The organism is Actinomadura sp. 1N219, from assembly GCF_044326405.1.
GTDB lineage: Bacteria > Actinomycetota > Actinomycetes > Streptosporangiales > Streptosporangiaceae > Spirillospora.
In genome coordinates, this window is record NZ_JBIRAY010000001.1 from 1678945 (window position 1) to 1701901 (window position 22957).

Here is a 22957-nt window from a genome sequence, read left to right on the forward strand (position 1 = left end):
GCCGTCCTCGCGGTGCTATCGCGGGCGGGTGCGACTTGTGTGGCGACGTGGCAAAGGAGAGGTGAGGCCATTGGCTCATTGCGATCACTTGATTACCGTCTGTAGCGTCACGGTTGGCCGAACCCGGCCGCATCCTGACAGACCGGCGACGAATCGGTGGTGTGGACGTGACGGAACAGCAGGAACAGCAGCAGCAGGAACAGCAGCAGTTGAGCCTCGGTACCGCGGCGGCACGGAACCTGGCGACCACGACCAAGTCCGTCCCCCAGATGCAGGGCATCACCTCGCGGTGGCTCCTGAAGCTGCTGCCCTGGGTCCAGGCGGCCGGCGGCACGTACCGCGTCAACCGGCGCCTCACCTACACGCTCGGCGACGGCCGGGTCACGTTCGTGACCACCGGCGCCGACATCCGCGTCATCCCGCGCGAGCTGGGCGAGTTGGCGCCGCTGCGCGGCTTCGACGACGACCTCACGCTCGACGCCATCGCGGGCCGCTTCACCCAGCAGGAGCACGAGCCCGGCGACGTCATCGTCGAACGGGGCCGTCCCGTCGACCGCGTCATCCTCGTCGCGCACGGCAAGCTCCAGCAGATCGGCGCCGGCGAGTTCGACGCCGACGCCGTCCACGGGACGCTCGCCAACGGCGACTTCTTCGGCGAGCAGGCCCTCGTCGGGACGCCCGAGGGCGACGAGCCCGCCACGTGGGAGTACACGGTCAAGGCCGTGACGGCCTGCACCGTCCTCAGCATGAGCGAGTCCGACTTCCAGGAGACGCTCGGGCAGTCCACGTCCCTGCAGGCGCACCTCGACGAGTACCGGGCCAGCCCGACCCGCCCGCACAACGACCACGGCGAGGCCGCCATCGACCTCGCGTCCGGGCACGAGGGCGAGCCCTTGCTGCCCGGCACGTTCGTCGACTACGAGGGCTCGCCGCGTGAGTACGAGCTGAGCGTCGCGCAGACCGTCCTGCGCGTCCACACCCGCGTCGCCGACCTCTACAACGAGCCGATGGACCAGGTCGAGCAGCAGCTCCGCCTGACCGTCGAGGCGCTGCGCGAACGGCAGGAGAACGAGCTCGTCAACAACCGCGACTTCGGGCTCCTGCACAACACCGACCTGTCCCAGCGCATCCATACCCGCACCGGCCCGCCCACCCCCGACGACATGGACGACCTGCTCACCCTCGTCTGGAAGGACCCGGCGTTCTTCCTCGCCCACCCGAAGGCGATCGCCGCGTTCGGGCGCGAGTGCAGCGCGCGCGGCGTCTACCCCAGCCACGTCGACGTCGGCGGCAACAAGGTGCCCGCGTGGCGCGGCGTGCCGATCTTCCCGTGCAACAAGATCCCGGTCAGCCGGACGCGGACCAGCTCGATCCTGCTGATGCGCACCGGCGAGGAGAAGCAGGGCGTCGTCGGCCTGCACCAGGTCGGGCTCCCGGACGAGTACCAGCCGGGCCTGTCCGTCCGGTACATGGGCATCGACGACAAGGCGCTCCTCTCCTACCTGGTCAGCGCCTACTACTCGGCCGCCGTCCTGGTGCCCGACGCGCTCGGCATGCTGGAGTCCGTCGAGATCGCGCACGGCGGTGCCGCGTCGTGACCGAGACGCCCCCCGCGACAGCAGGATCCGCGACGGAGGCCGCCGCCGACGAGCGGCAACTCGCCCTCAGCACGAGGGCCGCACGCAATCTGGCGACGACGACCAAGTCCGTCCCGCAGATGCAGGGCATCACCCCGCGGTGGCTGCTGCAGCGGCTGCCGTGGGTGCGGGCGGACGCCGGCACCTACCGGGTGAACCGCAGGCTCACCTACCAGCTCGGCGACGGGCTGGTCACGTTCGTCAACGACGGCGCCGCGATCAGGGTGATCCCGCCGGAGCTGGCCGAACTGCCCCCGCTGCGCGGCTTCGGCGACACCGCGCTGCTGGACGGGCTCGCCGGACGGTTCGTCCAGCACGAGTACGCGCCGGGCGACACGATCGCTGAGGCGGGCCGTCCCACCGACGCGGTGCACCTCATCGCGCACGGCAAGGTCGAGGTGATCGGGCCGGGGGAGTACGACGCCCACGCCCGCGTCGACATCCTCGACGGCGGCCGGTTCTTCGGCGACCGCGCCCTCCTCGGCGCGGACGACGACGCCTGGCCGCACACGTACCGGGCGCTCACGCCGACGACCGTCCTCCAGCTCTCCCGGGAGGCGATCGACGAGCTGACCGGCCGGTACGACTCGCTGCGCGCCCACCTGGAGGAGTACCGGAGCGCTCCCGTCCCGCCGCAGACCAGGCACGGCGAGGCGGCGATCGACCTGGCGTCCGGGCATGACGGCGAGCCGGCGCTGCCGGGGACGTTCGTCGACTACGAGGCGTCGCCGCGCGAGTACGAGATGAGCGTCACGCAGACCCTGCTGCGCGTCCACACCCGGGTCGCCGACATCTACAACGGGCCGATGAACCAGCTCGAACAGCAGCTCAGGCTCACCATCGAGGAGGTCAGGGAACGGCAGGAACACGAGCTGATCAACAACCGCGACTTCGGCCTGCTGCACAACGCCGACCTGCGGCAGCGCATCCAGACCCACGGCGGGCCGCCGACGCCCGCCGACATGGACGAGCTGCTGGCCCGGCGCCGCAAGACGCGGTTCTTCCTCGCCCATCCGAAGACGATCGCCGCGTTCGGCCGCGAATGCACCCGCGTCGGCCTGTACCCGGCGGACGTCGAGGTGGACGGGCACCGCGCGCGGGCCTGGCGCGGCGTCCCGATCTACCCCTGCGACAAGATCCCGATCAGCCCGTCCGGGACGAGCTCGGTGCTCGCGCTGCGCACCGGCGAGGACGACCAGGGCGTGATCGGCCTGCAGCGGACCGGGATACCGAACGAGGTCCGTCCCGGCCTGTCGGTCCGGTTCACCGGAATCGACGACAAGGCGATCATGTCGTACCTGGTCAGCGCCTACTACTCGGCGGCCGTGCTGGTCCCCGACGCGCTGGGCGTCCTGGAGAACGTCGAGATCGCCCGCTAGCGCGCCCGCCGTGACACACCCGCCGTGACACACCCGCCGTGAAGACCAGCATGAGAGGGGACGACATGCCCGTCTGGGGAGACGACCCGGCGGTCCTCCGCTGCGACCACCGCCCGGCCGCCGGTCCCGAGGCGGACGGCCGCGCACCAGGTGGCCGGGCGCCGGACGGTCAGGAGCCGGGTGGTCGAGCCCTGGGCGGGCGGGGGCCGGGCGGCGATCCGGAAACGGGCGCCGCCCGGTCGGCGGCGGAGATCCTGGCCTGGAGCCGCCGCCTCTTCGACCCGGCGATGCGGGACGCGATCGAGACCCTGCCGGACGCGATGCAGGGCATCGCCGCGTACCACTTCGGCTGGCGGGACGAGCGGGGACGCCCGCTCGACAGCGCGGCGGGCGCGTCCGGCAAGGCGATCCGTCCCGCGCTGGTGCTGCTGACGGCGCAGGCGGTCGGCGGGCCGGCCGCCGCCGCGGTGCCCGCGGCCGTCGCCGTCGAGCTGGCGCACAACTTCTCGCTCCTGCACGACGACGTGATGGACGGCGACGTCACCCGCAGGCACCGCCCGACCGCCTGGAGCGTCTTCGGGACGGGCCCCGCCGTCCTGGCCGGGGACGCCCTGCTGGCCGCCGCCTTCGAGACCCTCGCGGGGGAGGGCGCGGCGGGGCAGGCGGCGGCGATCGTCCCGCGCGCCGTCCGGACCCTCGGCCGGGCCGTCATCGAGCTGGTCGAGGGCCAGAGCGCCGACCTCGCGTTCGAGGAGCGCGGCGACGTGACCCTCGACGAATGCGTCGCCATGGCGTACCGCAAGACCGGCGCGCTGCTCGGCGCCGCCTGCGCGCTCGGCTCCGACCACGGCGGCGGCAGCGCCGCGCAGACCGCCCGCCTCCGCACCTTCGGCGAGCGGCTCGGCCTGGCCTTCCAGCTGGCGGACGACCTGCTCGGCATCTGGGGCGACCCGGCCGTCACCGGCAAGCCCGTCCACTCCGACCTCCGCACCCGCAAGAAGTCGCTGCCCGTCGTGGCCGCGCTCAACTCCGCCACCCCCGCCGCCCACGAGCTGGCCGCGCTCTACCTGCGCGACGAGCCCCTCACCGACGACGACGCGTCCCGGGCCGCCGCGCTCATCGACGCCGCCGGCGGACGCGCCTGGACCACCGCCCGCGCCGACGCCGTCCTCGCCGACGCGCTCCGCGAGCTGGACGCCGCCTCCCCCGCCCCCGTCGCCGCCGCCGAACTCCGCACGCTCGCCCGCCTCATCGCCCACCGCGACCGGTGAGGCACGCCCTACACTGCGAGGCGTGCCGCCCCTAGAACCCGACGATCCACGACAACTCGGCGTCTACCGGCTCACCGCCCGGCTCGGGCAGGGCGGCCAGGGCGTCGTGTACCTCGGGCATGCCGGGGACGGCGCCAGGGTCGCGGTGAAGGTGTTCCACGCGCAGCTCACCGCCGACTTCGGCACCCTCGACACGTTCGCCCGCGAGATGGACGCGGCGAAGCAGGTCGCGCGGTTCTGCACCGCGCAGGTCCTCGACTCCGGCACGTTCGGCGATCGGCGTTACATCGTCACCGAGTACGTCGACGGGCCGCCGCTCAGCCGCGTCGTCGCCGAGCAGGGCCCGCGCTCCGGCGCCGCGATCGACCGGCTCGCCGTCGCGACCGCCACCGCGCTCGTCGCCCTGCACGACGCCGGCATCGTGCACCGCGACCTCAAACCGGACAACGTGCTGATCGGCGCGGACGGCCCGCGCGTCATCGACTTCGGCATCTCCCGCGCGCTGACCGGCGCGCAGACGATGGTCAGCCGCGCGATCGGCACGCCCGCGTACATGGCGCCCGAGCAGCTCCAGCCCGGCGAACTCGGGCCCGCGGTGGACGTGTTCGCGTGGGCGTCGACGATGGCGTTCGCCGCGACCGGGCGTCCGCCGTTCGGCAACGAGTCCATCCCGATCGTCTTCAACCGGATCGCGAACGGGGAACCGAACCTCGACGGCATCGAGGAGCCGCTGCGGGGCCTGCTCGCCGAGTGCTTCGCGAAGGACCCGGCGCGCCGTCCGTCCGCGCAGGACATCCTCGACCGCCTCGTCCGGCGGACGGGCCGCGCCCGTCCCGCCGTCCCGCCGATCATCCCCGCTCTCCCTTCGGACGCGCTCCCGCCCGACCCCCTGCCGTCGGACGCGGTGACAGCACCGCACAGCCACGGCCCACCCATCCCAGCCGGTCCGCCGCAGTCGGGCGGCACACAGCCCGGCCCGGTCGACCCGCGCGGCGGGCGCCGCAAGGGTGCGGTCATCGCCGGTGCGGGCGGCGCGGTCGCGGCGGCCGTCGCGATCGTGTTCGCGGCCGTCTGGTTCGCGGACGGCGGCTCCCCGGACGACGGCGCCCGAGCAGAACCGCGCGCCTCGACCGGCGCGGTGACCTCCCCGTCCGCCAACGCGAGCCAGGCGGGCGGCCAGGGCACGGTCGCCCCGCCGAGCCCGAGCGCGTCGAACACGGCCACGTCGAAGCCGTCGTCCGCGACGTCGTCGAAGCCGAGGCCGTCGGCGTCGCTGCCGAGGCGTCCGAAGCCCGTCCGGGTGGATCTCGGGCCCGGGCATTTCACCGCGTACTGCAAGAAGCTCGGCTGGGAGTGGGTCGAGTACCGGACGTCGCCGAGCACCGGCGCGTACTGCGTCAAGAACTCGGGCGCCACGATGAAGCTGTCGGCGGCCCAGCTCGACGCCGGATGCCAGTGGCGGTACGGCGACTCCCGCGCCCGCCACTACTTCAACGGCAAGTCGAACTGGTGCTACGCGATGAAGCCCGCTTCCTGATCGATCACCTGTTCGAGTAGAGTCTCGTGCCGTGCAGGCGAAACAAACAGGCGTCCGCGACCATGTGCCGTTCCTGTGCCCGGCGGGCCACCGGCTCGAACCGGGCCGCGTCATCGTCGGCTGGTCGCCGTGCATCTGCCCGCCGTGCGACGAGCGCGGCCGCGGGCTGCGCGGCCACCGCACGTACCTGTGCCTCGACTGCAAGGACGAGCACGTCACGACCAAGTGCTACCTGCCGCACCACGTCCCCGCCAACAACACCGCCTACCGCTGGCCGTGAGCTGGCTATCGCTGCCGCTTGATGCCCGCGATAAAGGCGCGCCACTCTCCGGCCGCAAGGACGAGCTTCGGCCCGTCGGGGTCCTTGGAGTCACGGACGGCCACGGCCGGGTCGACCACCGCGACTTCGATGCACTCGCCGCCGGTCTCGCCGCTGTGGCTGCTCTTGCGCCACAGTGCGGACGACAGGTCCAATTCGATCATGTGCCCTCCACCGCATCGTTTAGGAGTTTCAGGGAGTCATCGGCGGATTTCGCCGCACTCCTGATCAAGTCGAAGCGTATCCGGTACTCCTGGACGGTGGCCTCGGAGTCGGTGAGATGCCCGCCGATGTGGCCTTCGGTGTAGACGATGGCGGGCTTCTTGTGGAACTCGAGGATGGTGAACGCACCCATGAGCCCTCCGTATGCGCCCGCGGTGCTGGGGACGATTTGGATCGAGATGTTGTAGCGTTCCGCCTCCTCGATCAGGCGTCGATACTGGTTGCGCATGACCTCTGCGTTGCCGAGCACGCGGCGGAGCACCCATTCATCGAAGATCGCAATGATGCGCGGAGGGTGCAGTCGCGTGAGAATGCTCTGCCGCTGCATCCGTTCGGCCACCAGAGGTTCGATCTCCTCCTTGTCCCGACCCGACTTCAGTACCTCGTGGGCGTACTCAGGGGTCTGGAACAGTCCGTGGATGACGAGTGGGTTGAAGATGTACGCCGTCGAGGCGATGGCCTCGTTCCGGACGTATTCGGGGAAGCCCGGCGGCAGGGCGGCGTAGCGGCGGTGTTCCTGGATGCGCTTCCAGTGGCGCACGAAGACGCCGTTGGTCTTGAAGTAGGTGTCGAGGTTCTCCGCGAAGTCGCGGGACGGGACGGCCTTGGCTGTCTCGACCTGGCTGATCCACGTCGACGAGTAGCCGAGGTCCTCGGCCAGCTTAGACTTCGTCAGACCGGCGAGTTCACGCCAGGCGGTGAGTTCGTCCGCGAAAGCGCGGATGGCGGGCTCGTCGTGCGGTTCCTTCTGTGCGGGCATGGTGACCCCCCGGGGAGTAGAGCCGGATGGCGCTGTCACCTCGGAAATATCACACTCAGAAGCGATGAGTTGCCGAAAGTAATCAATTGGGGGCGGGTCAGCCTCCGTCGTTGAGGCACACTCATCCCGTGATCGACTTCATCGACGAGTTCCTCAGCCTCAGGCCCGGCACCATCGTCTACTATCCGGCAGACCTCGACCATCCAGTCGCCGGGACCTGGAGCATCGACATACCCCTGGAGCCCTTCTCCGCGGACGGCGAATACGAACCGGAGACCTTCCGTCCTGGACGAGGCGGGCCCACGCTCGTTGATACCGCGTTCAGCCTCGACTCCATCAGCCTCCCGGCCGCGAGCCTCGCCGAGCTCAGCGGCCGCGCGTTCACCTTTCCGGTGAATCCCGAAGAGGGCTACATCGACGGGTCGATCTACATGGTGGCCACCCACAACCCTGTCGACGTCACTCGCATCGTCTTCGGCGAAGCGGCCGAGGACATGATCCCCGCGACACTGCATGCGGAACTCATCCTGGAGACCGTAGAGATGAACAACCGCACCGCCATCCTGGAGACGACACTGCGCTTCAAGCACTGCCAGCTTGCGGTGTCGTGAGCCCGCGCGTCAGGCGTTGCGTTCCTGGGCTACCTGTGTGCGGACGGCCGGGACGACGTCCTCCGCGAAGCGCCTGATCTGGGTCTCCTGGTCGCCCTCCGCCCAGAGGACGAAGGTGTCCATTCCGGAGCCGACGGCGAGGTCGGTGAGCTCGTCCGTCCACTGGGACGCGGGGCCGCGCAGGAAGCCCTCGGACGCGCCGCCGGTGATCGTCCCGCTGATGTTGTAGAGCCTGCGGACGTCCGCCGGGTCGCGGCCGGCGGACGCGGCCGCCTCGTCGATGCGCGCGTGCATCCCGGGCAGCCGCTCCGGGGTGGCCCAGGGCGAGGACGGGAGCCAGCCGTCGGCGGCACGTCCCGTCAGCGCCAGGCCGCGCGGGCCGCCGACGCCGAGCCACAGCTCCATCCGGTGCGCCGGGACGGGCCCGGCCTTGGCGCCCTTCAAGCGGTAGTGGTCGCCCTCGAAGCGCAGGTTGCGCTCGCCGCTCCACACCTTGCGGATGACGGTGACCGCCTCTTCCAGGGCGTTCGCGGCCTCCTTCGGGGTGCGGCGGGGGCCGCCGAACGCCTCGATCGCGTCCCAGAAGCCGCCCGCGCCGAGGCCCAGTTCGGCGCGGCCGCCGCTCAGCACGTCCAGGCTCGCGGCGGCCTTCGCCAGCACCGCCGGGGGACGCAGCGGCAGGTTCGCCACGTCCGGGAAGACGCGGACGCGTTCGGTGACGGCCGCGACCGCGCTGAGGAGCGTCCACGTGTCGACGTAACGGCGCTGGTAGGGGTGGTCCTGCACGCCGATCAGGTCGAGGCCCGCGCGGTCGGCGGCGCGCGCCGTGTCCAGGAGCGGGTCGTCGGCGTTCGGGACGAGGAAGTAGCCGAATTCCAGTGGCCTGCCGTAGTCGCTCATGCCGCCGAGAACCCCGCGCCGTGACGCCTTGTTCCCGCCTGGATCAGGGCCTGGTCAGCCCTTGATCTGCGTCCAGGCCTGGGCCCAGCGGGAGTAGTCGACGCAGGAGTCGCCGCGGTCGTCGCCGCAGTCCTTCGTCGGCGTCCGCCAGAACGCCAGGCGCTTGTAGAACGCCTGGTCGCCGACGCGGAACGTCGAGCAGAAGCCCTTCGCGGTGTACCGGCACGCCTTCGGATTGGCGGGCGCCTCGCCGAACCACTGCGCCACCTGCGCCTGCACCCTCGGCGCCGTGATCCAGTTCATCCACTTGTACATGCAGGTCGGATGCTGCGCCTTCGAGGAGATCATCCAGGTGTCGGACCAGCCGGTCGCGCCCTCCACCGGGATCGTCGTCGCCACCGGCGCCTTCTCCGCCAGCGCCAGGTTCGCGGTGACCTGCCAGCCGATGCCCGCGTAGTTGTACCCGCTCGTGAACGAGTGGAGCTCGTCCAGGTAGGACACGAAGTACTGGTTGACGTTCGGCCGCTGCCGCTTGAGCAGGTCGACCGCGGCGGCGAACTGCTCCTCGTCCAGCGCGTAGACGTCGGTGATCTTCAGGTCGGGGCGGTGCGTCTTGAGGTAGAGCGCGGCGTCGGCGATGTAGATGGGCGAGTCGTAGGCGACGACGTGCCCGGCGGCCGGTGAGTTCTCGTCCCAGATGACGTTCCAGGACGTCGGGCGCTGCTGGAACTTGTCCGTGCGGTACATCAGGACGTTCGCGCCGTACCCGTGCGGGACGCCGTACATCTGCCCGTTGACGGAGTTGTACGGCTGGTTCTTCAGGTATCCGGCGATGTCGGCGTAGTTTCCGATCAGGCCGGTGTTCACGGGCGCGACCAGCCCGCCGTGGACGAGCCGCAGGCTCGCGTCGCCGGACGCCGACACGCCGTCGTACCGCCCGGTCTCCATGAGCGCGACCATCGCGTCCGACGTGTCGGCCACCTTCGTGGTGACCTTGCAGCCGGTGGCCTTCGTGAACGGGGTGACCCAGTCGACCTTCTTGTCGTTGGAGCCGTTCTCGGCGTAGCCCGTCCAGACGACCATGTCGAGCCGGCCCTCCGGGGTGCCGAGCTGCTGCGCCATCGGGATGTCGGGCGGCGCGGCGGAGCCGCCGGAGTCGCCGCCGCACGCGCCGGTGAGCGCCACGGTCGCGGCCAGGGCGGCCGCGGCGAGCAGGATCTTCGTCGCGTGCGGAGTACGAGCCATCACGCTGAGGCATCGTAGGGGGATTTCGGGTCGTTGGTGTGCACAAAACGTGATGATCTGGAAACTGTCGACACACGGCGGCGCGCGGTTCTAGGCTCTCCTGCGTCCCGCGCCCGCTCTCCGTCGCCCCGCGCCCGCCGTCCGTGACCGCCATCCGCCCCGTTTTCCGCGTCCGTTCTCCGCCCGTTCCCCGCCGTCGTTCTCCGTCACCGTCGTCCGTCCGAGTGAAGGTTCAGCCGAAGTGCCAAATCGAGGCCGCACCGTGGACTCAGCCGCCGGCCGGCGGCGCGTCCTCAAGGCGGCGCGATTCCGCTCCATCCGCTTCAAGGTCGTCCTGATGGTGACCGTGTCGGTGGTCTCGCTCGGCGGGCTGTGGGCGTTCGCCGCGAGCATCGCGCTCGGCGAGGGCCTCAACCTCCGGCACGTCGAGACCGTCCAGGACCACTACGGGTACCCGTCCGGCGCGCTCGGCAGCGCGCTGCAGGCCGAGCGGCGGCTGTCGATGGTCTACCTCGGCGGCCGGGCGGACGGCGACCGGGCGTCGATGGAGTCGGGCCGGCTGGTCACCGACCGGCAGGCCGCCCTGTTCCGCCGGCTCGTGACCGACCGGGGCGCCCGCGACGCCGCGTCCGCCGACACCCGCCGCCTCGCCGACAAGATCCTCCGTGAGCTGGACGGCCTGGACGCCCGCCGCCGCGCCATCGACGCCGGCAGGACCGACCGGACGCGCGCCTTCGCCGACTACACGGCCCTCCTCGGCGACGTCGGCTCGCTCCAGGGCTCGCTCGCCACCCTCGACAACTCCGAGATCGCCAGGGACGCCCGCAACGAGACGGCGCTGGCCCGCGCCCGCGAGATCCTCGCGCAGGAGGACGCGCTCCTCGCCGGCGCGCTCGCCGCCGGACGCGTCACGCCCGCCGAGCACGCCCAGTTCATCAAGCTCGTCGGGACGCAGCGCGCCCTCTACGGGTTCGCCGCGTCCGAGCTGCGGGCCGCCGACCAGGCCTACTACAAGCGCGTCGTGTCGATGCCCGAGTACGGCAGGCTCCGCACGCTGGAGGACCGCTTCGTCGCGTCCCCGCGGCTGATCAACGCCGCGGGCGGCACCGGCGTGCTGTGGAAGACCACCGCCGACTCCAACCTGACCCGGCTGCGCGGCCTCGAACTGGCGGTGTCGGCGGGCGCGGAGAAGCGCGCCGAGCCGATCTCCGGCGCCATCATCACCCGGGTCGTCCTCGCGGGCGCGCTCGGGCTCGTCGCCGTCGCGGCCTCGCTCGTCCTCGCGGTGTGGGTCGCCCGGTCCATCATCCGCGAGCTGGCCGGGCTGCGCCGCGAGGCGCTCGACCTCGCCGACGTCCGGCTGCCCGGGGTGATCCGGCGGCTGCGCCGCGGCGACGAGGTCGACGTCGCCGCCGAGGCCCCGCCGCTCGGGTTCGGCACCCGCGAGATCGACCAGGTCGGCGAGGCGTTCAACGCGGCCAGGCGGACGGCGATCCAGAGCGCCGTCGAGGAGGCCACGCTCCGCCGCAACGTCAGCGACGTGTTCGTCAACCTCGCCCGCCGCAGCCAGACGCTGCTGCACCGCCAGCTCAAACTGCTGGACGCGATGGAGCGCCGCATCGAGACGCCCGACGACCTGGAGGACCTGTTCCGCGTCGACCACCTCGCCACCCGCATGCGCCGGCACGCCGAGGGTCTGATCATCCTGTCCGGCCAGGTGCCAGGCCGCGGCTGGCGCAGCCCCGTCGCGATCGTGGACGTCGCGCGCGCCGCCGCGTCCGAGGTCGAGGACTACACCCGGGTCAACGTCGCGCCGATGAGCCGCGCCGCGATCGTCGGCCCGGCCGTCGCCGACGTCATCCACCTGCTCGCCGAGCTGATCGAGAACGCCACCGTGTTCTCGCCGCCGCACACGACCGTCCAGGTGCAGGGGCAGCCCGTCGCGCACGGCTTCACGCTGGAGGTCGAGGACCGCGGCCTCAGCATGGACGCGGCCGGGCTCGCCGCCGCCAACGAGCGGCTCGCCAACGCCGCCGAGTTCGACCTGTCCGACAGCGCGCAGCTCGGCCTGTTCGTCGTCGGACGGCTCGCGCGGCGGCACCGCATCAGGGTCACGTTGCGGACGTCCCCGTACGGCGGGATGACCGCGATCGTGCTGCTGCCCGAGGACCTCGTCGTCCGGGACGGCGCCGACGCCGAGCCGGGCGGCGCGCCCGCGCTCACCACCGGCCGCGGGGAGGACGCGCTCGTCTCCGCCGGGACGGTCCTCGGCGGGCAGTCGGCGTTCGACCAGGGCGGATCCGTCCTGCAGCTCCCGCCAGGACGCCACCAGGCCCCGCCGGACGCCGGCGATCCCATGGGCGGCCGGCTGAGCGACCCGCTCGGTGATCCGCTTGGTGGTCCGCTCGGCGGGTCCGCGCCTTCCGACTCCGATGCCAAGACCGGCCCTCTTCCCGTGTTCGAGGAGCCGATGCAGGGACCGCCCCCGCTCGCGCGGCGGACGCCGGCGCCGTCGGCATGGGGTGAGCCGCCGTCCGCCACGGCGGCGGTCGCGGAGCCCGAGCCGGAGCCCGAGCCCGAGCCGGCGCCTGCGTGGGAGCGGCCGCCCGGGATCCCGCGATCGCCGCGCGAGGTCCGGCGCCGTCCCGCCGGGGGAGGCGGCGCCGAACGGCCGCCGCTGCCGAAACGCGTCCGGCAGGAGAACATGGCCGCCCAGCTGCGCGAGGCGCCCCTCGCCGGGTCCGTCCCCCTCTCCGCCCCCGTGCCGGACGCCGAGCCCGAGCCCGGCGCCGATCCGGGATCCGAGGGGGCGCGCCCCCGCCGGACGCCCGAGGAGCTGCGGTGGATGATGTCGTCCATCCAGCAGGGCACCAGGCGCGGCCGCGCCGAGATCCTGGACAACGAGGACATGTGACGGACCATGACCGGTCCTGGCGCCGAATGGCTCGATGAGGAGGCGGGGCCGATCGTCCGGTCCTACGCCCTGACGCGCGGCCGGGCCAGGCCCGCGACCGCGGAGCCCTTCGACATGATCACGATCATCTCGACGGCGGCGCGGCCCCGGTCGGGCTCGCCCGGCATCGGGCCGGAGCATCTCGACATCCTGGAGATGTGCCTGCAGCCGCAGCCGGTCGCCGAGATCGCCGCCCGGATGGGGCTGCCCCTCGTCGTCGTGCGCGTCCTGCTCGGGGACCTGCTGCACCACCGGCTCATCACCGCAACCCGCCCCCCACCGGAGAGCGCGCTCTCCAAGGAACGCCTGTTGAAGGAGGTGCTCGATGGCCTCCAAGCGCTCTGACGGCGCAGGATCGGTCGTCCAGGCCGCGGCGGCCTCGCCCTCGGCCTCGTCCCCGTCCTCGGACCCGCCCTCGGATTCGAACGCGCCCGCGTCCTCGGCCGAGTCGGCGCCGGTTCCGGCGGCGTCGGCCCCGGCTCCGGTCGCGGTGAAGCTCCTGGTCGCCGGGGGATTCGGCGTCGGCAAGACGACGCTGGTCGGCGCCGTCAGCGAGATCCGCCCCCTGCAGACCGAGGAGCTGCTCACCGACCGGGGCCTCGGCGTCGACGACACCGGCGGCGTCGAGCGGAAGACCACCACCACGGTCGCGATGGACTTCGGCCGCATCACGATCCGCGCCGGGCTCGTCCTGTACCTGTTCGGCACGCCGGGCCAGGACCGCTTCTGGTTCATGTGGGACGAGCTGTCCTACGGCGCGCTCGGCGCCGTCGTCCTCGCCGACACGCGCCGCCTCACCGACTCCTTCGCCGCCGTCGACTACTTCGAGAACCGCGGCCTCCCGTTCGTCGTCGGCGTGAACCGCTTCGACGACGGCTACGACTACACCGCCGACGAGATCCGGGAGGCGCTCGACCTCGGCGAGGGGCCGCCGGTCATCCTCTGCGACGCGCGCGACCGCGCGTCCGGGAAAGAGGTCCTGACGACGCTGATGAAGCACATCCTGGCCGTCCACCGGGCGCGGCGCCGGTCGAGCGCGCCCGCCCTTTAGGCGGGCCCGCGGGCGGGCGGCTCGGGCTCGTGGCCCGCCGGTACGCTGCCGGGACATGCATCGGACACGCGCGCGGCTCTCGGACGGCCGCGAGATCGTCTACTACGACGAGGCCCCGGGCCGGGCGCCCGCCGCCGACCCGCGCGGCCTCCCGCCGGTCGAGCCGGTGTGCGAGGTCCGCCGCGACCCGCTGACCGGCGACCACGTCACGATCACGGCGCACCGCAACACCCGGACGTTCCTGCCGCCCGCCGACCAGTGCCCGCTGTGTCCGGGCGGCCCGGCGTCGGAGGTCCCTGATCCGTCCTATGACGTCGTGGTTTTCGAGAACCGGTTCCCGTCCTTCGACGTCCGGACGCCGCCGCCCATCTCGTCCCCGGTCGACGGGGTGGAGCGTTCCCGTGGCACCGGACGCTGCGAGGTCGTGTGCTTCACCGACGAGCACGCCACGTCCATGTCGCGCCTGCCGGTGTCCCGCGTCCGGACGGTCGTCGACGCCTGGGCCGACCGCACCGCCGAACTTTCGGCGCTCCCGGACGTCGAGCAGGTCTTCGTCTTCGAGAACCGAGGCGTCGAGATCGGCGTGACCCTGCACCATCCGCACGGGCAGATCTACGCCTACCCGTTCGTCACGCCCCGCACCGGACGGATGCTCGCGCAGGCCGCCGCCCGTCCCGGCCTGTTCGGCGACGTGCTGACGGCCGAGCGGGCAGGGGCCCGCGTCGTCCTGTCCGGCGAGCACTGGACGGCGTACGTCCCCGCCGCCGCCCGATGGCCGGTCGAGGTGCACCTGATGCCGCACCGCCACGTCCCCGACCTGGCCGCCCTGCGCTCCGCCGAACGCGACGAGCTGGCCGTCCTGTACCGCGACCTCCTCCGCCGCTGCGACGCCCTCTACGACACGCCGCTTCCGTATGTGGCGGGCTGGCACCAGGCGCCGGCAGGCGAGGGACGCGACCTCGTCCGCCTGCACCTCGAGCTGTTCTCCGTCCGCCGCGCGCCCGGCAAGATCAAGTACCTGGCCGGGTCCGAGTCGGGCATGGCCGCCTGGATCAACGACGTCCCGCCCGAGGACGCCGCCGCCCGCCTCCGGGATATCACCGGCGGCTGATGCGTCATTGGCGGCTGATCGTCCGGCTGACCCCGGCCGCGATCGTCGTCGCGAGCACCCAGCCGCCGATGACCAGCCCGTACGCGAGCCACTGGTACCCGCCGGACGGCTTGAACGCCTTCTCCTGCCCGAAGTCGATGATCGGCAGCATCAGGTCGAGCGTGTAGAACAGCGCGTTGAACGGCGGATGCTCGTCGGCCTTCAGCGGCTCGGGCGGACGCGCCCCGAACGCCGCCGCCCCGGCGGCCAGCAGCCCGCCCAGCCAGGCCGCCGCCCACACCGGACGGAACCCGTACCCGACCGTGACGTCTTGCAGGTATCCCCAAAGCCGCGCGTACCAGGGACGCGTCCGGCGGAGCCTGCGCTGCTTGGCGAGCTGCACGTTCCGCGCCGCCCGGTCGTCCCCGGCCTGCCGGTACGCGGCGGCGAGCTGCTCGTAGGCGTGCGGGACGTACCCCTCCGCGTCCTGCTCCAGCATCGCGATGCGCACCTTCGCGGGGAGGCGCGGGGCGAGCGCGCCGTACGTCAGCCCGTCCAGCCACACCGTGCCGCCCAGCGCGCCCGGCGGGACGTGCAGCAGCCCGAAGGTGCCGCGGAGCAGGTTGGCCTCGCCGTCGACCCTGCCCTCCCGCAGCCACACCTCCCCGATCGTGGCGCTGGTCGCGCGCAGCGACGACAGCCGCGCCTCCGTGAAGACGAGCAGCCCCGGGATCGTCGCGCCGCGCAGGTTGACCTCCCCGTCGAACCGGGCCCGGGTGGCGATCACGTCCGTTCCGGCGGTGAGGTTGTCGGCGCACAGGGACAGCCCGCCGGGGTTGGCGACCACGGCGCCGACCAGCTTCACCCTGCCGGAGACCGTCGCCCCGTCCAGCCGGACCTCCCCGTGCACCACCAGCCCGTCGCCGACGAGGTCGCGTTCGATGGCGGAATGGCTGAGCTGCAGGACCTCCTCGCCCGGCGCGTCCTCCCGCCCGATGCGCGCCCGCTCAAGGAAGAGAGCGTCGGACAACCGCGCACCGATGAGCCGGACCTCTCCGAGGATCCGGCAGTCGGTGAGGCGCAGCGTCGTCTCCACCCGCAGGCCGCCCGCGTCCAGGCCCGGCAGGTAGGACTCGGACAGGTTCAGCCGCCGGAGGCGCGCCCCGAAGAGTATGGGCGGCTCCTCGAAGTGGCACGCGGTCAGCCGCACGGGATGCTCGACCGTCACGTAGGGCGCGCTGAGCACGCCGACGATGCGCGCGCCGGTGAGCCGCAGCGCCGCGACGTCGCCGTCCACCAGCGGTCTCAGCAGCAGCTTGCGCAGCACCTCGGCGCGCACCGTGCGCGCGGGCCCCCAGGCGGCTCCGTTCTCCGGATCGTCGTCGGCGCCGTCCCGGAGGTCGACCGATGCCCCGGTGGGGAACGCCCGCCAGACGCGCCGCTCGACGGGCGTGAGATCAACCGGTTCCACGACGAACGAACCTAGCCCAACCCGGCGAATCCCGGCGGCTCGCCGGATAGGCATTGTTTCGCCACTTCGTGGAACGATCTGAGGCCGGTGCCCTACCCTCCCTCGCATGCCGGAAAGCGTGCAGGCGACCCCGCTGGCGGACGGGTCGTTCGACGGCGTCGCCGCCACCGCGCAAGGCCCGCCGCTGGTGTTCACGTCCCGGACGGCTCACGGCGCGAACACCGGCCAGGCCTGGGACCTGGCGACGCGCGCGGTCCTCGGCCCGCCGGTCCCCGACTTCCCCGCCGAACGCGCCGAGTGGACGTTCGGCCTCCCCACCGGATCGCCGACCGTCGCGTGGACGCACCGCGACCGCGTCCACGTCCAGGACGTCCGCACGGGCCGCGAGCTCGTCCTGGACGGCCAGCCCGACCTGCTCGCCCTGGCCGTCCACGGCGGCCGCGGCGCCGTCGTCGCGGTCTTCGGTCCCGCGAACGACGCCGAGGTCGTCGTCTGGGACGCGCTGACCGGCGAGCGCCTGGCCGAGTTCGCGCTGTGGCTCGGCCACCGCACGGCCATCGACCGCACGGCCCTGCACGCCACCCCGGCGACCGGCCCGCTCATCGCCCTGACCGGCGGCGCCTCGGACGCCGTCGTCGTGGACGTCGAACGCGGCGAGGACGTCGCGGCCGTCCCGTCCACCCGTGCGGCGCCGCCGCCGTCGCCGCACGGCCTGGTCCTGGTCCAGCCGGTGGAGAGCGCCCTGCACGTCCGGGGCCTGGACGGCGACAGGCTCGCCGTCCTCACGGCCCCCGCCCCATGCGACCGGGTGGCGACGTCCGGCACCGGCGGCACCGGCCGTCTGCTGGTCGCCGCCGGCCTTGAGGGCGACCCCTGCACCGTCCTGGCCTGGGACGCGGCGCTGACCGGGAACGGGATGCCCATCGCCCCGTCCCACTGCGTCAAGGTCCCGGCCCCCGTCAACGACCTGGCCCTCACCCCGGACGGCACCCTCCTGACCGCCACCGACGAGGGCCTCCACGCGACCCCCCTGCGCCCCTAGGCGGCGAGCAGGCCCTCGATGACGCCGACGACGTGGTCCGCGTAGGGGCGAAGCCGGTCCCGGAGGTCGTCCCACTGATCGTCGCGGTCACCGAGGTAGATCGACCTGGCTCGGGCCAGCACCGGACGGTGCTCAGCGGGCAGCAGGCCGGTCCGGGCTCGGGCCCGGCGGCGGAATCTCGCCGCGCTCGAATTCGGCGCGCAGCCATTCCCCGTACTGGAATTCGCAGTCCGGCGGGTAACGCCACGGCCGGACGGCCGACTGGACGACGACGGTCAGCTCCACGGGACGCGTCGCGCCCTCGGCCGGATAGCGGGAAACCGCGAGCAGCCCATCGCTCAGAACCCGCCGCGCCTCGGCCGTCATCGAATGTTCCACCACCACGAGGACGTCCAGGTCGCTGTGCGGTCCCAGCTCGCCGAGCACGGCCGAGCCATGCGGATAAGCGCCCACGGCGTCGGCCTCGAAAACGCCGCGGATCAGCCGCACAATGCCGTCGATCTGCGTCACCGCCAGCCCCTTCGCCGCCATGCCGGACGCTATCAACGCGCCCGTGTCATCGCCTCATCGATTCAGCGGAAACGGCGCGTCTCGTCCTGGCGGAACCGCGAATTGGAAAGCGCTTTCCGAGGTACCGTGAGGGGCGTCACAGGGCGCGGTGAGGAGGGGCGGCGATGACGGCGCAGGGGCCCGGGGCCGGTGGACGGGCGTACGTGACCCTGCAAGACGTGGCGCGGGAGGCCGGCGTTTCGCTCGCCACCGCGTCGCGCGTCCTCAACGGGACGGCGCAGGTCCGCGCCGACCTCCGGGAGCGCGTGCTCGCCGCCGCGGCCGACCTGAGCTACACCCCGAACGCGCACGCGCAGGCGCTCGCGAGCTCGTCCAGCAAGTCCGTCGGGCTGGTCTGCCACGACGTCAGCGACCCGTACTTCGCCGCCATCGCCCACGGCGTGATGCGCACCGCCGCCGAGCACGGCATGCTCGTGATGCTCGCCAGCACGTTCCACGACCCGGCCCGCGAGGTCGCGTACGTCGCGATGCTGCGCGCCCAGCGGGCCCGCGCGATCCTGCTCATCGGCTCCGGCTTCGAGGACCACGACTGGGAGCGCTCGATGGCCGCCGAGCTGGACCCGTACCAGCGCACGGGCGGCCGCGTCGCCGTCCTCAGCCGGCACCGCGGCCTCAAGGCCGACGCCGTCCTGCCGCAGAACCGGGAGGGCGCCGCCGCCCTCGCCCGCGCCCTGCTCGACCTCGGCCACCGCCGCTTCGGCGTGCTGGCAGGCCCGCGCGTCCTCACCACCGTCACCGACCGGCTGGGCGGCTTCACCGGCGCGCTCGCCGGCGCAGGCGCCCGCGCCGGGCCCGAGCACATCGTCGAGGCGGCCTTCACCCGCGCCGGCGGCTACGCGGCCGCGGTCGAGCTGCTCCGCCGCGCGGACCGCCCGACCTGCGTGTTCGCCGTCAGCGACCTGATGGCGATCGGCGCCCTGGCCGCGTTCCGCGACAACGGCGTGTCGGTGCCCGGCGACATCTCGCTCGCCGGATTCGACGACATCCCGATCGTCCGCGACCTGACCCCGGCCCTCACCACCGTCGCGCTGCCGATGGACGCGATGGGCGAACGCGTCATGGGCCTGGCGCTCCGCGAGCCCGCGTCCCGCCGCAGCCGCGTCGAACGCGTCTCCGGCGAGGTCGTCCTGCGCGCCAGCACCGCGCCGCCGTCGGGCGGGTGAAGCAGAGAACCCGCCCGGAGATTCCGGACGGGTCCTGATCTATCGGCCGGGGAGGCCGTCAACGCGTGGCGTCCTCGTTCGCCTCCGACTCCGCGGGACGCTCGGACTCCGCGTCCTCCGGCAGCCGCTCGGGCCACTCGACGACCTTGGTGCGACGAGGGTTCGCCAAGGGATTGCTCATCGTTACCGCTGTCCTCCTCTTCGGGTCGGCCGAAACAAGGGAAATGTTCCCGATGACCGGCCCGGTTCCGCAAAATGGTCTAGACCGCGCGCTTCACCAGGCCCGCGACACTTCCCCCAACACCGCTGCCCGATCGCCCATTCCCGTCCGAAACCCGCTCGCGGACTGTCGCACGTCCCTGACACCCTCTCCCCATGGACGTCGCCGACCTGATCCGCCTCCAGAACGAGGGCACCCGCCTGAAGTTCCTGTTCTTCTGGGGACACAGCACCCCCGGCCCCGGCTACCTCAGCCAATGGTGGCCGTCCCCTTTCACCGTGGACGGCACCGTCTACGCCACTGCCGAGCACTACATGATGGCCGAAAAGGCCCGCCTGTTCGGGGACGAGAAATCAGCGGACGCCATCGTCGCCGCGTCCCACCCGCGCCGCGCGAAAGACCTCGGCCGCCGCGTCCGCGACTTCGACGAGCAGATCTGGCAGGACAACCGTTTCGCCATTGTCGCCAAAGGCAATGAGGCCAAGTTCGCCCAGAACAACGAACTCCTCGACTATCTCCTCGGCACCCGCAACCGCATCCTCGTGGAGGCGAGCCCCCGAGACCGCGTCTGGGGCATTGGCATGGCCGCCGACGACCCAAACGCCGAAAACCCCTCAGCCTGGAAAGGCCAAAACCTCCTCGGCTTCGCCCTAATGACCGCCCGCGACTCCCTCGGCGCTTACACCGGCACCGAGGGATGACGGCGCCTAGCGGGTGGCGTCGTGGTGGGCCTGAGCGGCAAGGACGTCGTCCGCGCGGCGGGCGATCCACTCGATCAGGCCGCAAAGGGGGAGGACGCCCTCGCGGCCGAGCGGGGTCAGGGTGTACGAGACGCTGGGCGGCGTCGTGGGTTCGACGGAACGGTCGAGCAGCCCGTCCCTGCGGAGCACGCGCAGGGTCTGCGAGAGCATTTTCTCGCTGATCCCGCCGACGCCGTCGCGGAGCTGATGGAAGCGGAGCGGACCGTCCTTCAGCGCGACCAGGACGAGGACTCCCCACCGGCTGGTGATGTGGTCGAGGACCTCGCGGGCGGGGCAGTCGCCGGTGAGGACCTCGGCGGCGGGATCGGCGGGTCGTGACGTCATGACAGGAGCTTACCTTCAGGTGCGTACTTTCTAAAGGTTAGCTGCTTCCGTATCGTGGGCTTCATGGATTCGGTGACCGTGGACGTGTGGTCGGACGTCGTCTGCCCTTGGTGTTACATCGGTAAGCGCCGGTTCGAGACGGCGCTGGACGGGTTCGGGCACCGCGACTCCGTGCGGGTTCGGTGGCGCAGTTTCGAGCTGGATCCGTCCGGAAGCCGGGAGGCCGAGCTGACCCTGCCGGAGCGCATCAGCCGTGATCTGGGCGGTGACGTCGAGCAGGCCGCGCAGCGGATCGCGATGGTCAGCGGGCTGGCCGCGGAGGCCGGCCTGGACTACCGGCTCGACCGGGCCAGGCCGGTGAACAGCTTCGACGCCCACCGCCTCATGCAGTACGGCGATCAGGCCGGGGCCGGCGAAGAGGTGCGCGAGCGGCTGATGCGGGCTTACACGGCCGAGGGGGCGGTGGTGTCCGACATCGACACGCTCGTCCGCATCGGCGCGGAGGCCGGGCTCGACCCGCGCGGCACGGAGAAGATGCTGCGCGGGACGGACTTCGCCGACACCGTCCGGGCCGACGAAGACCTGGGGCATCGCCTCGGTGTGTCGGGCGTGCCTACGTTCGTCTTCGCCGGCCGGTACGCGGTGTCGGGCGCTCAGCCCGTCGAGGTCTTCATGAGGCTTCTGGACGAGGCGGCGTCGGCTTCCCAGGACTCATGACCCGGGGTCCTAGCCTTTGGCCTCCGGGGCGGGGCCGACGAACAGGAGGACCTGGTTCTCGGCCCACGGGGTGGCGTCATGGACGAACCAGGTGGGCGGCACCTGGCCGGGGCGCAGGTCCCTGCTCTCGTTTCCGTCCATGGCGCGGTACTCGGGGACGGTGACGTTCCGCTTCCGGAGGGCGGCCAGCACCTCGCCGACGCGGTGGTTCCGGAACGTCATCCCGTGCATCACCTCGCCCGGGGCCGTCACCGGCGCGGTGCTGTCGTACTGCTCGCCGGGACGCGCCGCGCGTCCGAAGACGATTTCAGCGCTGCCCTTGTAGTCGGTGCGGATCCGGACGCCGACGGGGCACTGGTCGCCTCCGCCGCCGGTCTCGCACTCGCCCTTGGCGGTGATGGCCGTGACGTCGTCCTCGCCGGTGCCCTCGCTCGTGCCCTCCATCACCACGGTGCCGACGATGGAGGGCGAGGACGGCACCAGCGACAGCCTGACGTCGAGGCCGCGGGCCTTGAACTCGGCCCGGTACCGTTCCGGGTCGGCCAGGGGGTCGCGGACCCGGACGTCGATGTAGTCGCCGCCGGCCGTGAAGGCGAGGGCGGCGGCCAGCCTGACCTGGGGGGCCGGCTTCGCCGGATCGTCCTGCGTGACCACGACCGTGACGGCCGCGCACGCCGCCGCGGCGGTCGCCAGCGGGATGCCGACGGTCACGAGCGCCGGACGCCGCCTGCGCGGCGCGGCCGGGGCGGGGACGGTGGCCGTGATGCGGTCGGCCAGACCGGCGGCCGTCTCCTCGGACATCAGTTGCGCGGCCCGCTCGTCGGTGATTGGGGCGAGCCTGCCGATCAGGGTGTCGATGTCGCGGTTCATGCGCGTTCTCCGTTCGGGACGGTGGCGGGCAGGGGACGGGCGTCCGTTTCCGTGCGCTCCAGCGCGCGGGCGAGCCGGCGGCGGGCGCGGTGCAGGCGGATCCGGACCGCGTTGCGGGAGCAGCCGAGGACGGTGGCGATCTCGCCGTGGTCGAGGCCCTCCCAGCCGACCAGGGACAGCAGCTCCCGGTCGGGCTCCGGCAGGCTCCGGAACGCGGCGGCGACGTCCGCGAGATCGCTTTCCGGGCCGGCCGGGCCGGTCGGGTCGGCGAGGTCGGTGCGGAGCCGCGAGCCGAGGTCGGCGGCGAGCGCGGAGCGGCGGCGCTCACCGCGGTGGTGGTTCGCCAGGATCCGGCGGGCCACCCCGTACAGCCACAGCCGCGTTTGAGCGCCGGACGGGACGTCGTCCAGCCGCCGCCAGGCCGTCAGGAACGTCTCCGCCAGGACGTCCGCCGCGTCCTGCGGGTCGGCGGTGCGGCGCAGCGCGTATCCGAGGATGGCGGCGCGGTTCGCCGTGTAGACGTCCTCGAAACGTCGCCGCCTGTCGTCGGGCGGGTGGGAATCCTCCAAAGGGGATGGCAATGCCCCTCCTCTCGGCGCACGCCGCTGGGCGCACTGAATTGACCGGACACACGTCACATGTCCGGACACCGCCCAGCATTTCGCGCGGGCTCTGATCAACTCGCGGAGCGATGCGGACGTAGCATGGGCGGGGGTTGGCGGGCGGCGTTCGGAGGGTGTGCATGCGGCGGCGGCAGGGTCCCGTCTTTCCCGGGTACCTGATGATTCTGCTGGTGGCGTTGCTGGGCCTGGCATTGCAGGTTTCTCCACAAACCACGCATGTA

Annotated in this window: 25 protein-coding genes; 14 read left to right on the plus strand and 11 right to left on the minus strand. The window is 72.4% G+C overall.

What is annotated here, in order from left to right:
- Positions 1–167: 167 nt before the first annotated feature.
- The 5 genes from ACH35V_RS07815 (at position 168) to ACH35V_RS07835 (ending at position 6104) form a co-directional block, all read left to right on the plus strand.
- A complete protein-coding gene (locus tag ACH35V_RS07815) occupies positions 168–1598 on the plus strand; it encodes a family 2B encapsulin nanocompartment shell protein (protein ID WP_395970926.1) in 1431 nt (476 codons plus the stop codon).
- Positions 1595–3016: a family 2B encapsulin nanocompartment shell protein gene (locus ACH35V_RS07820; RefSeq protein ID WP_395970927.1), complete on the plus strand. Its 1422-nt coding sequence runs from the start codon at positions 1595–1597 to the stop codon at positions 3014–3016. The genes ACH35V_RS07815 and ACH35V_RS07820 overlap by 4 nt, the downstream gene beginning before the upstream one ends.
- Before the next feature lie 65 nt (positions 3017–3081).
- Positions 3082–4287 carry a family 2 encapsulin nanocompartment cargo protein polyprenyl transferase gene (locus ACH35V_RS07825; RefSeq protein ID WP_395970928.1) on the plus strand — a complete coding sequence of 402 codons (1206 nt, stop codon included), beginning with the start codon at positions 3082–3084 and terminating at the stop codon, positions 4285–4287.
- Positions 4288–4309: 22 nt separating this feature from the next.
- Positions 4310–5824, plus strand: coding sequence for a serine/threonine protein kinase (locus ACH35V_RS07830; RefSeq protein WP_395970929.1), 1515 nt, complete (start codon positions 4310–4312; stop codon positions 5822–5824).
- A gap of 31 nt (positions 5825–5855) precedes the next feature.
- Positions 5856–6104, plus strand: a complete 249-nt coding sequence (locus tag ACH35V_RS07835; RefSeq protein ID WP_395970930.1) for a hypothetical protein — start codon at positions 5856–5858, stop codon at positions 6102–6104.
- Between the two features lie 5 nt (positions 6105–6109).
- On the opposite strand, the gene ACH35V_RS07840 is transcribed toward ACH35V_RS07835, so the two are convergent.
- Entirely contained in the window at positions 6110–6307 is a 198-nt protein-coding gene (locus ACH35V_RS07840; RefSeq protein ID WP_395970931.1) for a DUF397 domain-containing protein, read from the minus strand.
- The gene (locus tag ACH35V_RS07845) at positions 6304–7125 is read right to left on the minus strand and encodes a helix-turn-helix domain-containing protein (protein WP_395970932.1); all 822 of its coding nucleotides are present in this window, start codon (positions 7123–7125) and stop codon (positions 6304–6306) included. The genes ACH35V_RS07840 and ACH35V_RS07845 overlap by 4 nt, the downstream gene beginning before the upstream one ends.
- Before the next feature lie 128 nt (positions 7126–7253).
- Here ACH35V_RS07845 and ACH35V_RS07850 point away from each other — a divergent pair, with 128 nt between their 5' ends.
- On the plus strand, positions 7254–7736 hold the full coding sequence (locus ACH35V_RS07850) for a hypothetical protein (RefSeq protein ID WP_395970933.1): 483 nt from the start codon (positions 7254–7256) through the stop codon (positions 7734–7736).
- A gap of 9 nt (positions 7737–7745) precedes the next feature.
- Here ACH35V_RS07850 and ACH35V_RS07855 read toward each other — a convergent pair whose 3' ends face one another.
- Together ACH35V_RS07855 and ACH35V_RS07860 are read right to left on the minus strand one after the other, a co-directional pair.
- A complete protein-coding gene (locus ACH35V_RS07855) occupies positions 7746–8636 on the minus strand; it encodes an LLM class flavin-dependent oxidoreductase (protein ID WP_395970934.1) in 891 nt (296 codons plus the stop codon).
- A gap of 54 nt (positions 8637–8690) precedes the next feature.
- Positions 8691–9881 (minus strand): ABC transporter substrate-binding protein, encoded by a 1191-nt coding sequence (locus ACH35V_RS07860; protein WP_395971149.1) that lies wholly within the window; start codon positions 9879–9881, stop codon positions 8691–8693.
- A gap of 262 nt (positions 9882–10143) precedes the next feature.
- Between ACH35V_RS07860 and ACH35V_RS07865 the strand changes: the two genes are divergently transcribed.
- From ACH35V_RS07865 to galT, 4 genes are read left to right on the plus strand one after another with little or no spacing between them, the layout of a single operon-like run.
- On the plus strand, positions 10144–12795 hold the full coding sequence (locus tag ACH35V_RS07865) for a nitrate- and nitrite sensing domain-containing protein (protein ID WP_395970935.1): 2652 nt from the start codon (positions 10144–10146) through the stop codon (positions 12793–12795).
- Positions 12796–12801: 6 nt separating this feature from the next.
- Positions 12802–13179, plus strand: a complete 378-nt coding sequence (locus ACH35V_RS07870) for a DUF742 domain-containing protein (protein ID WP_131965546.1) — start codon at positions 12802–12804, stop codon at positions 13177–13179.
- Positions 13160–13885 (plus strand): GTP-binding protein, encoded by a 726-nt coding sequence (locus ACH35V_RS07875; RefSeq protein WP_395970936.1) that lies wholly within the window; start codon positions 13160–13162, stop codon positions 13883–13885. The genes ACH35V_RS07870 and ACH35V_RS07875 overlap by 20 nt, the downstream gene beginning before the upstream one ends.
- Before the next feature lie 55 nt (positions 13886–13940).
- Positions 13941–14996, plus strand: coding sequence for a galactose-1-phosphate uridylyltransferase (galT, locus tag ACH35V_RS07880; RefSeq protein WP_395970937.1), 1056 nt, complete (start codon positions 13941–13943; stop codon positions 14994–14996).
- Positions 14997–15000: 4 nt separating this feature from the next.
- Here galT and ACH35V_RS07885 read toward each other — a convergent pair whose 3' ends face one another.
- The gene (locus tag ACH35V_RS07885) at positions 15001–16446 is read right to left on the minus strand and encodes a hypothetical protein (protein ID WP_395970938.1); all 1446 of its coding nucleotides are present in this window, start codon (positions 16444–16446) and stop codon (positions 15001–15003) included.
- 106 nt (positions 16447–16552) lie between these two features.
- On the opposite strand from ACH35V_RS07885, the gene ACH35V_RS07890 reads away from it, so the two are divergent.
- On the plus strand, positions 16553–17488 hold the full coding sequence (locus tag ACH35V_RS07890) for a hypothetical protein (protein WP_395970939.1): 936 nt from the start codon (positions 16553–16555) through the stop codon (positions 17486–17488).
- On the opposite strand, the gene ACH35V_RS07895 is transcribed toward ACH35V_RS07890, so the two are convergent.
- A complete protein-coding gene (locus ACH35V_RS07895; RefSeq protein ID WP_395970940.1) occupies positions 17485–17610 on the minus strand; it encodes a hypothetical protein in 126 nt (41 codons plus the stop codon). The two genes, ACH35V_RS07890 and ACH35V_RS07895, sit on opposite strands and share 4 nt — an antisense overlap.
- 10 nt (positions 17611–17620) lie before the next feature.
- The gene (locus ACH35V_RS07900; protein WP_395970941.1) at positions 17621–17998 is read right to left on the minus strand and encodes a nucleotidyltransferase domain-containing protein; all 378 of its coding nucleotides are present in this window, start codon (positions 17996–17998) and stop codon (positions 17621–17623) included.
- Positions 17999–18162: 164 nt separating this feature from the next.
- Between ACH35V_RS07900 and ACH35V_RS07905 the strand changes: the two genes are divergently transcribed.
- Complete coding sequence (locus ACH35V_RS07905; protein WP_395970942.1) at positions 18163–19221, plus strand: LacI family DNA-binding transcriptional regulator; 1059 nt, start codon at positions 18163–18165, stop codon at positions 19219–19221.
- 58 nt (positions 19222–19279) lie between these two features.
- Here the strand turns inward: ACH35V_RS07905 and ACH35V_RS07910 are convergent, their stop codons facing one another.
- Positions 19280–19402, minus strand: a complete 123-nt coding sequence (locus tag ACH35V_RS07910; protein ID WP_395970943.1) for a hypothetical protein — start codon at positions 19400–19402, stop codon at positions 19280–19282.
- Positions 19403–19596: 194 nt separating this feature from the next.
- Here ACH35V_RS07910 and ACH35V_RS07915 point away from each other — a divergent pair, with 194 nt between their 5' ends.
- On the plus strand, positions 19597–20142 hold the full coding sequence (locus tag ACH35V_RS07915; protein ID WP_395970944.1) for an NADAR family protein: 546 nt from the start codon (positions 19597–19599) through the stop codon (positions 20140–20142).
- Between the two features lie 6 nt (positions 20143–20148).
- On the opposite strand, the gene ACH35V_RS07920 is transcribed toward ACH35V_RS07915, so the two are convergent.
- Positions 20149–20526, minus strand: coding sequence for a winged helix-turn-helix transcriptional regulator (locus ACH35V_RS07920; RefSeq protein ID WP_395970945.1), 378 nt, complete (start codon positions 20524–20526; stop codon positions 20149–20151).
- Positions 20527–20589: 63 nt separating this feature from the next.
- Here ACH35V_RS07920 and ACH35V_RS07925 point away from each other — a divergent pair, with 63 nt between their 5' ends.
- Positions 20590–21243, plus strand: a complete 654-nt coding sequence (locus ACH35V_RS07925) for a DsbA family oxidoreductase (RefSeq protein WP_395970946.1) — start codon at positions 20590–20592, stop codon at positions 21241–21243.
- Positions 21244–21252: 9 nt separating this feature from the next.
- On the opposite strand, the gene ACH35V_RS07930 is transcribed toward ACH35V_RS07925, so the two are convergent.
- A complete protein-coding gene (locus ACH35V_RS07930; RefSeq protein ID WP_395970947.1) occupies positions 21253–22113 on the minus strand; it encodes a hypothetical protein in 861 nt (286 codons plus the stop codon).
- A complete protein-coding gene (locus tag ACH35V_RS07935) occupies positions 22110–22694 on the minus strand; it encodes an RNA polymerase sigma factor (RefSeq protein ID WP_395970948.1) in 585 nt (194 codons plus the stop codon). The genes ACH35V_RS07930 and ACH35V_RS07935 overlap by 4 nt, the downstream gene beginning before the upstream one ends.
- Between the last annotated feature and the right edge of the window lie 263 nt (positions 22695–22957).

Coding starts and splice junctions, on each gene's coding strand:
- ACH35V_RS07925 (WP_395970946.1), top strand. CDS start 20,590: ATGGATTCGGTGACCGTGGACGTGTGGTCGGACGTCGTCTGCCCTTGG.
- ACH35V_RS07910 (WP_395970943.1), bottom strand. CDS start 19,402: ATGAGCAATCCCTTGGCGAACCCTCGTCGCACCAAGGTCGTCGAGTGG.
- ACH35V_RS07870 (WP_131965546.1), top strand. CDS start 12,802: ATGACCGGTCCTGGCGCCGAATGGCTCGATGAGGAGGCGGGGCCGATC.
- ACH35V_RS07920 (WP_395970945.1), bottom strand. CDS start 20,526: ATGACGTCACGACCCGCCGATCCCGCCGCCGAGGTCCTCACCGGCGAC.
- ACH35V_RS07875 (WP_395970936.1), top strand. CDS start 13,160: ATGGCCTCCAAGCGCTCTGACGGCGCAGGATCGGTCGTCCAGGCCGCG.
- ACH35V_RS07825 (WP_395970928.1), top strand. CDS start 3,082: ATGCCCGTCTGGGGAGACGACCCGGCGGTCCTCCGCTGCGACCACCGC.
- ACH35V_RS07855 (WP_395970934.1), bottom strand. CDS start 8,636: ATGAGCGACTACGGCAGGCCACTGGAATTCGGCTACTTCCTCGTCCCG.
- ACH35V_RS07915 (WP_395970944.1), top strand. CDS start 19,597: ATGGACGTCGCCGACCTGATCCGCCTCCAGAACGAGGGCACCCGCCTG.
- ACH35V_RS07845 (WP_395970932.1), bottom strand. CDS start 7,125: ATGCCCGCACAGAAGGAACCGCACGACGAGCCCGCCATCCGCGCTTTC.
- ACH35V_RS07905 (WP_395970942.1), top strand. CDS start 18,163: ATGACGGCGCAGGGGCCCGGGGCCGGTGGACGGGCGTACGTGACCCTG.
- galT (WP_395970937.1), top strand. CDS start 13,941: ATGCATCGGACACGCGCGCGGCTCTCGGACGGCCGCGAGATCGTCTAC.
- ACH35V_RS07840 (WP_395970931.1), bottom strand. CDS start 6,307: ATGATCGAATTGGACCTGTCGTCCGCACTGTGGCGCAAGAGCAGCCAC.
- ACH35V_RS07890 (WP_395970939.1), top strand. CDS start 16,553: ATGCCGGAAAGCGTGCAGGCGACCCCGCTGGCGGACGGGTCGTTCGAC.
- ACH35V_RS07930 (WP_395970947.1), bottom strand. CDS start 22,113: ATGAACCGCGACATCGACACCCTGATCGGCAGGCTCGCCCCAATCACC.
- ACH35V_RS07860 (WP_395971149.1), bottom strand. CDS start 9,881: ATGGCTCGTACTCCGCACGCGACGAAGATCCTGCTCGCCGCGGCCGCC.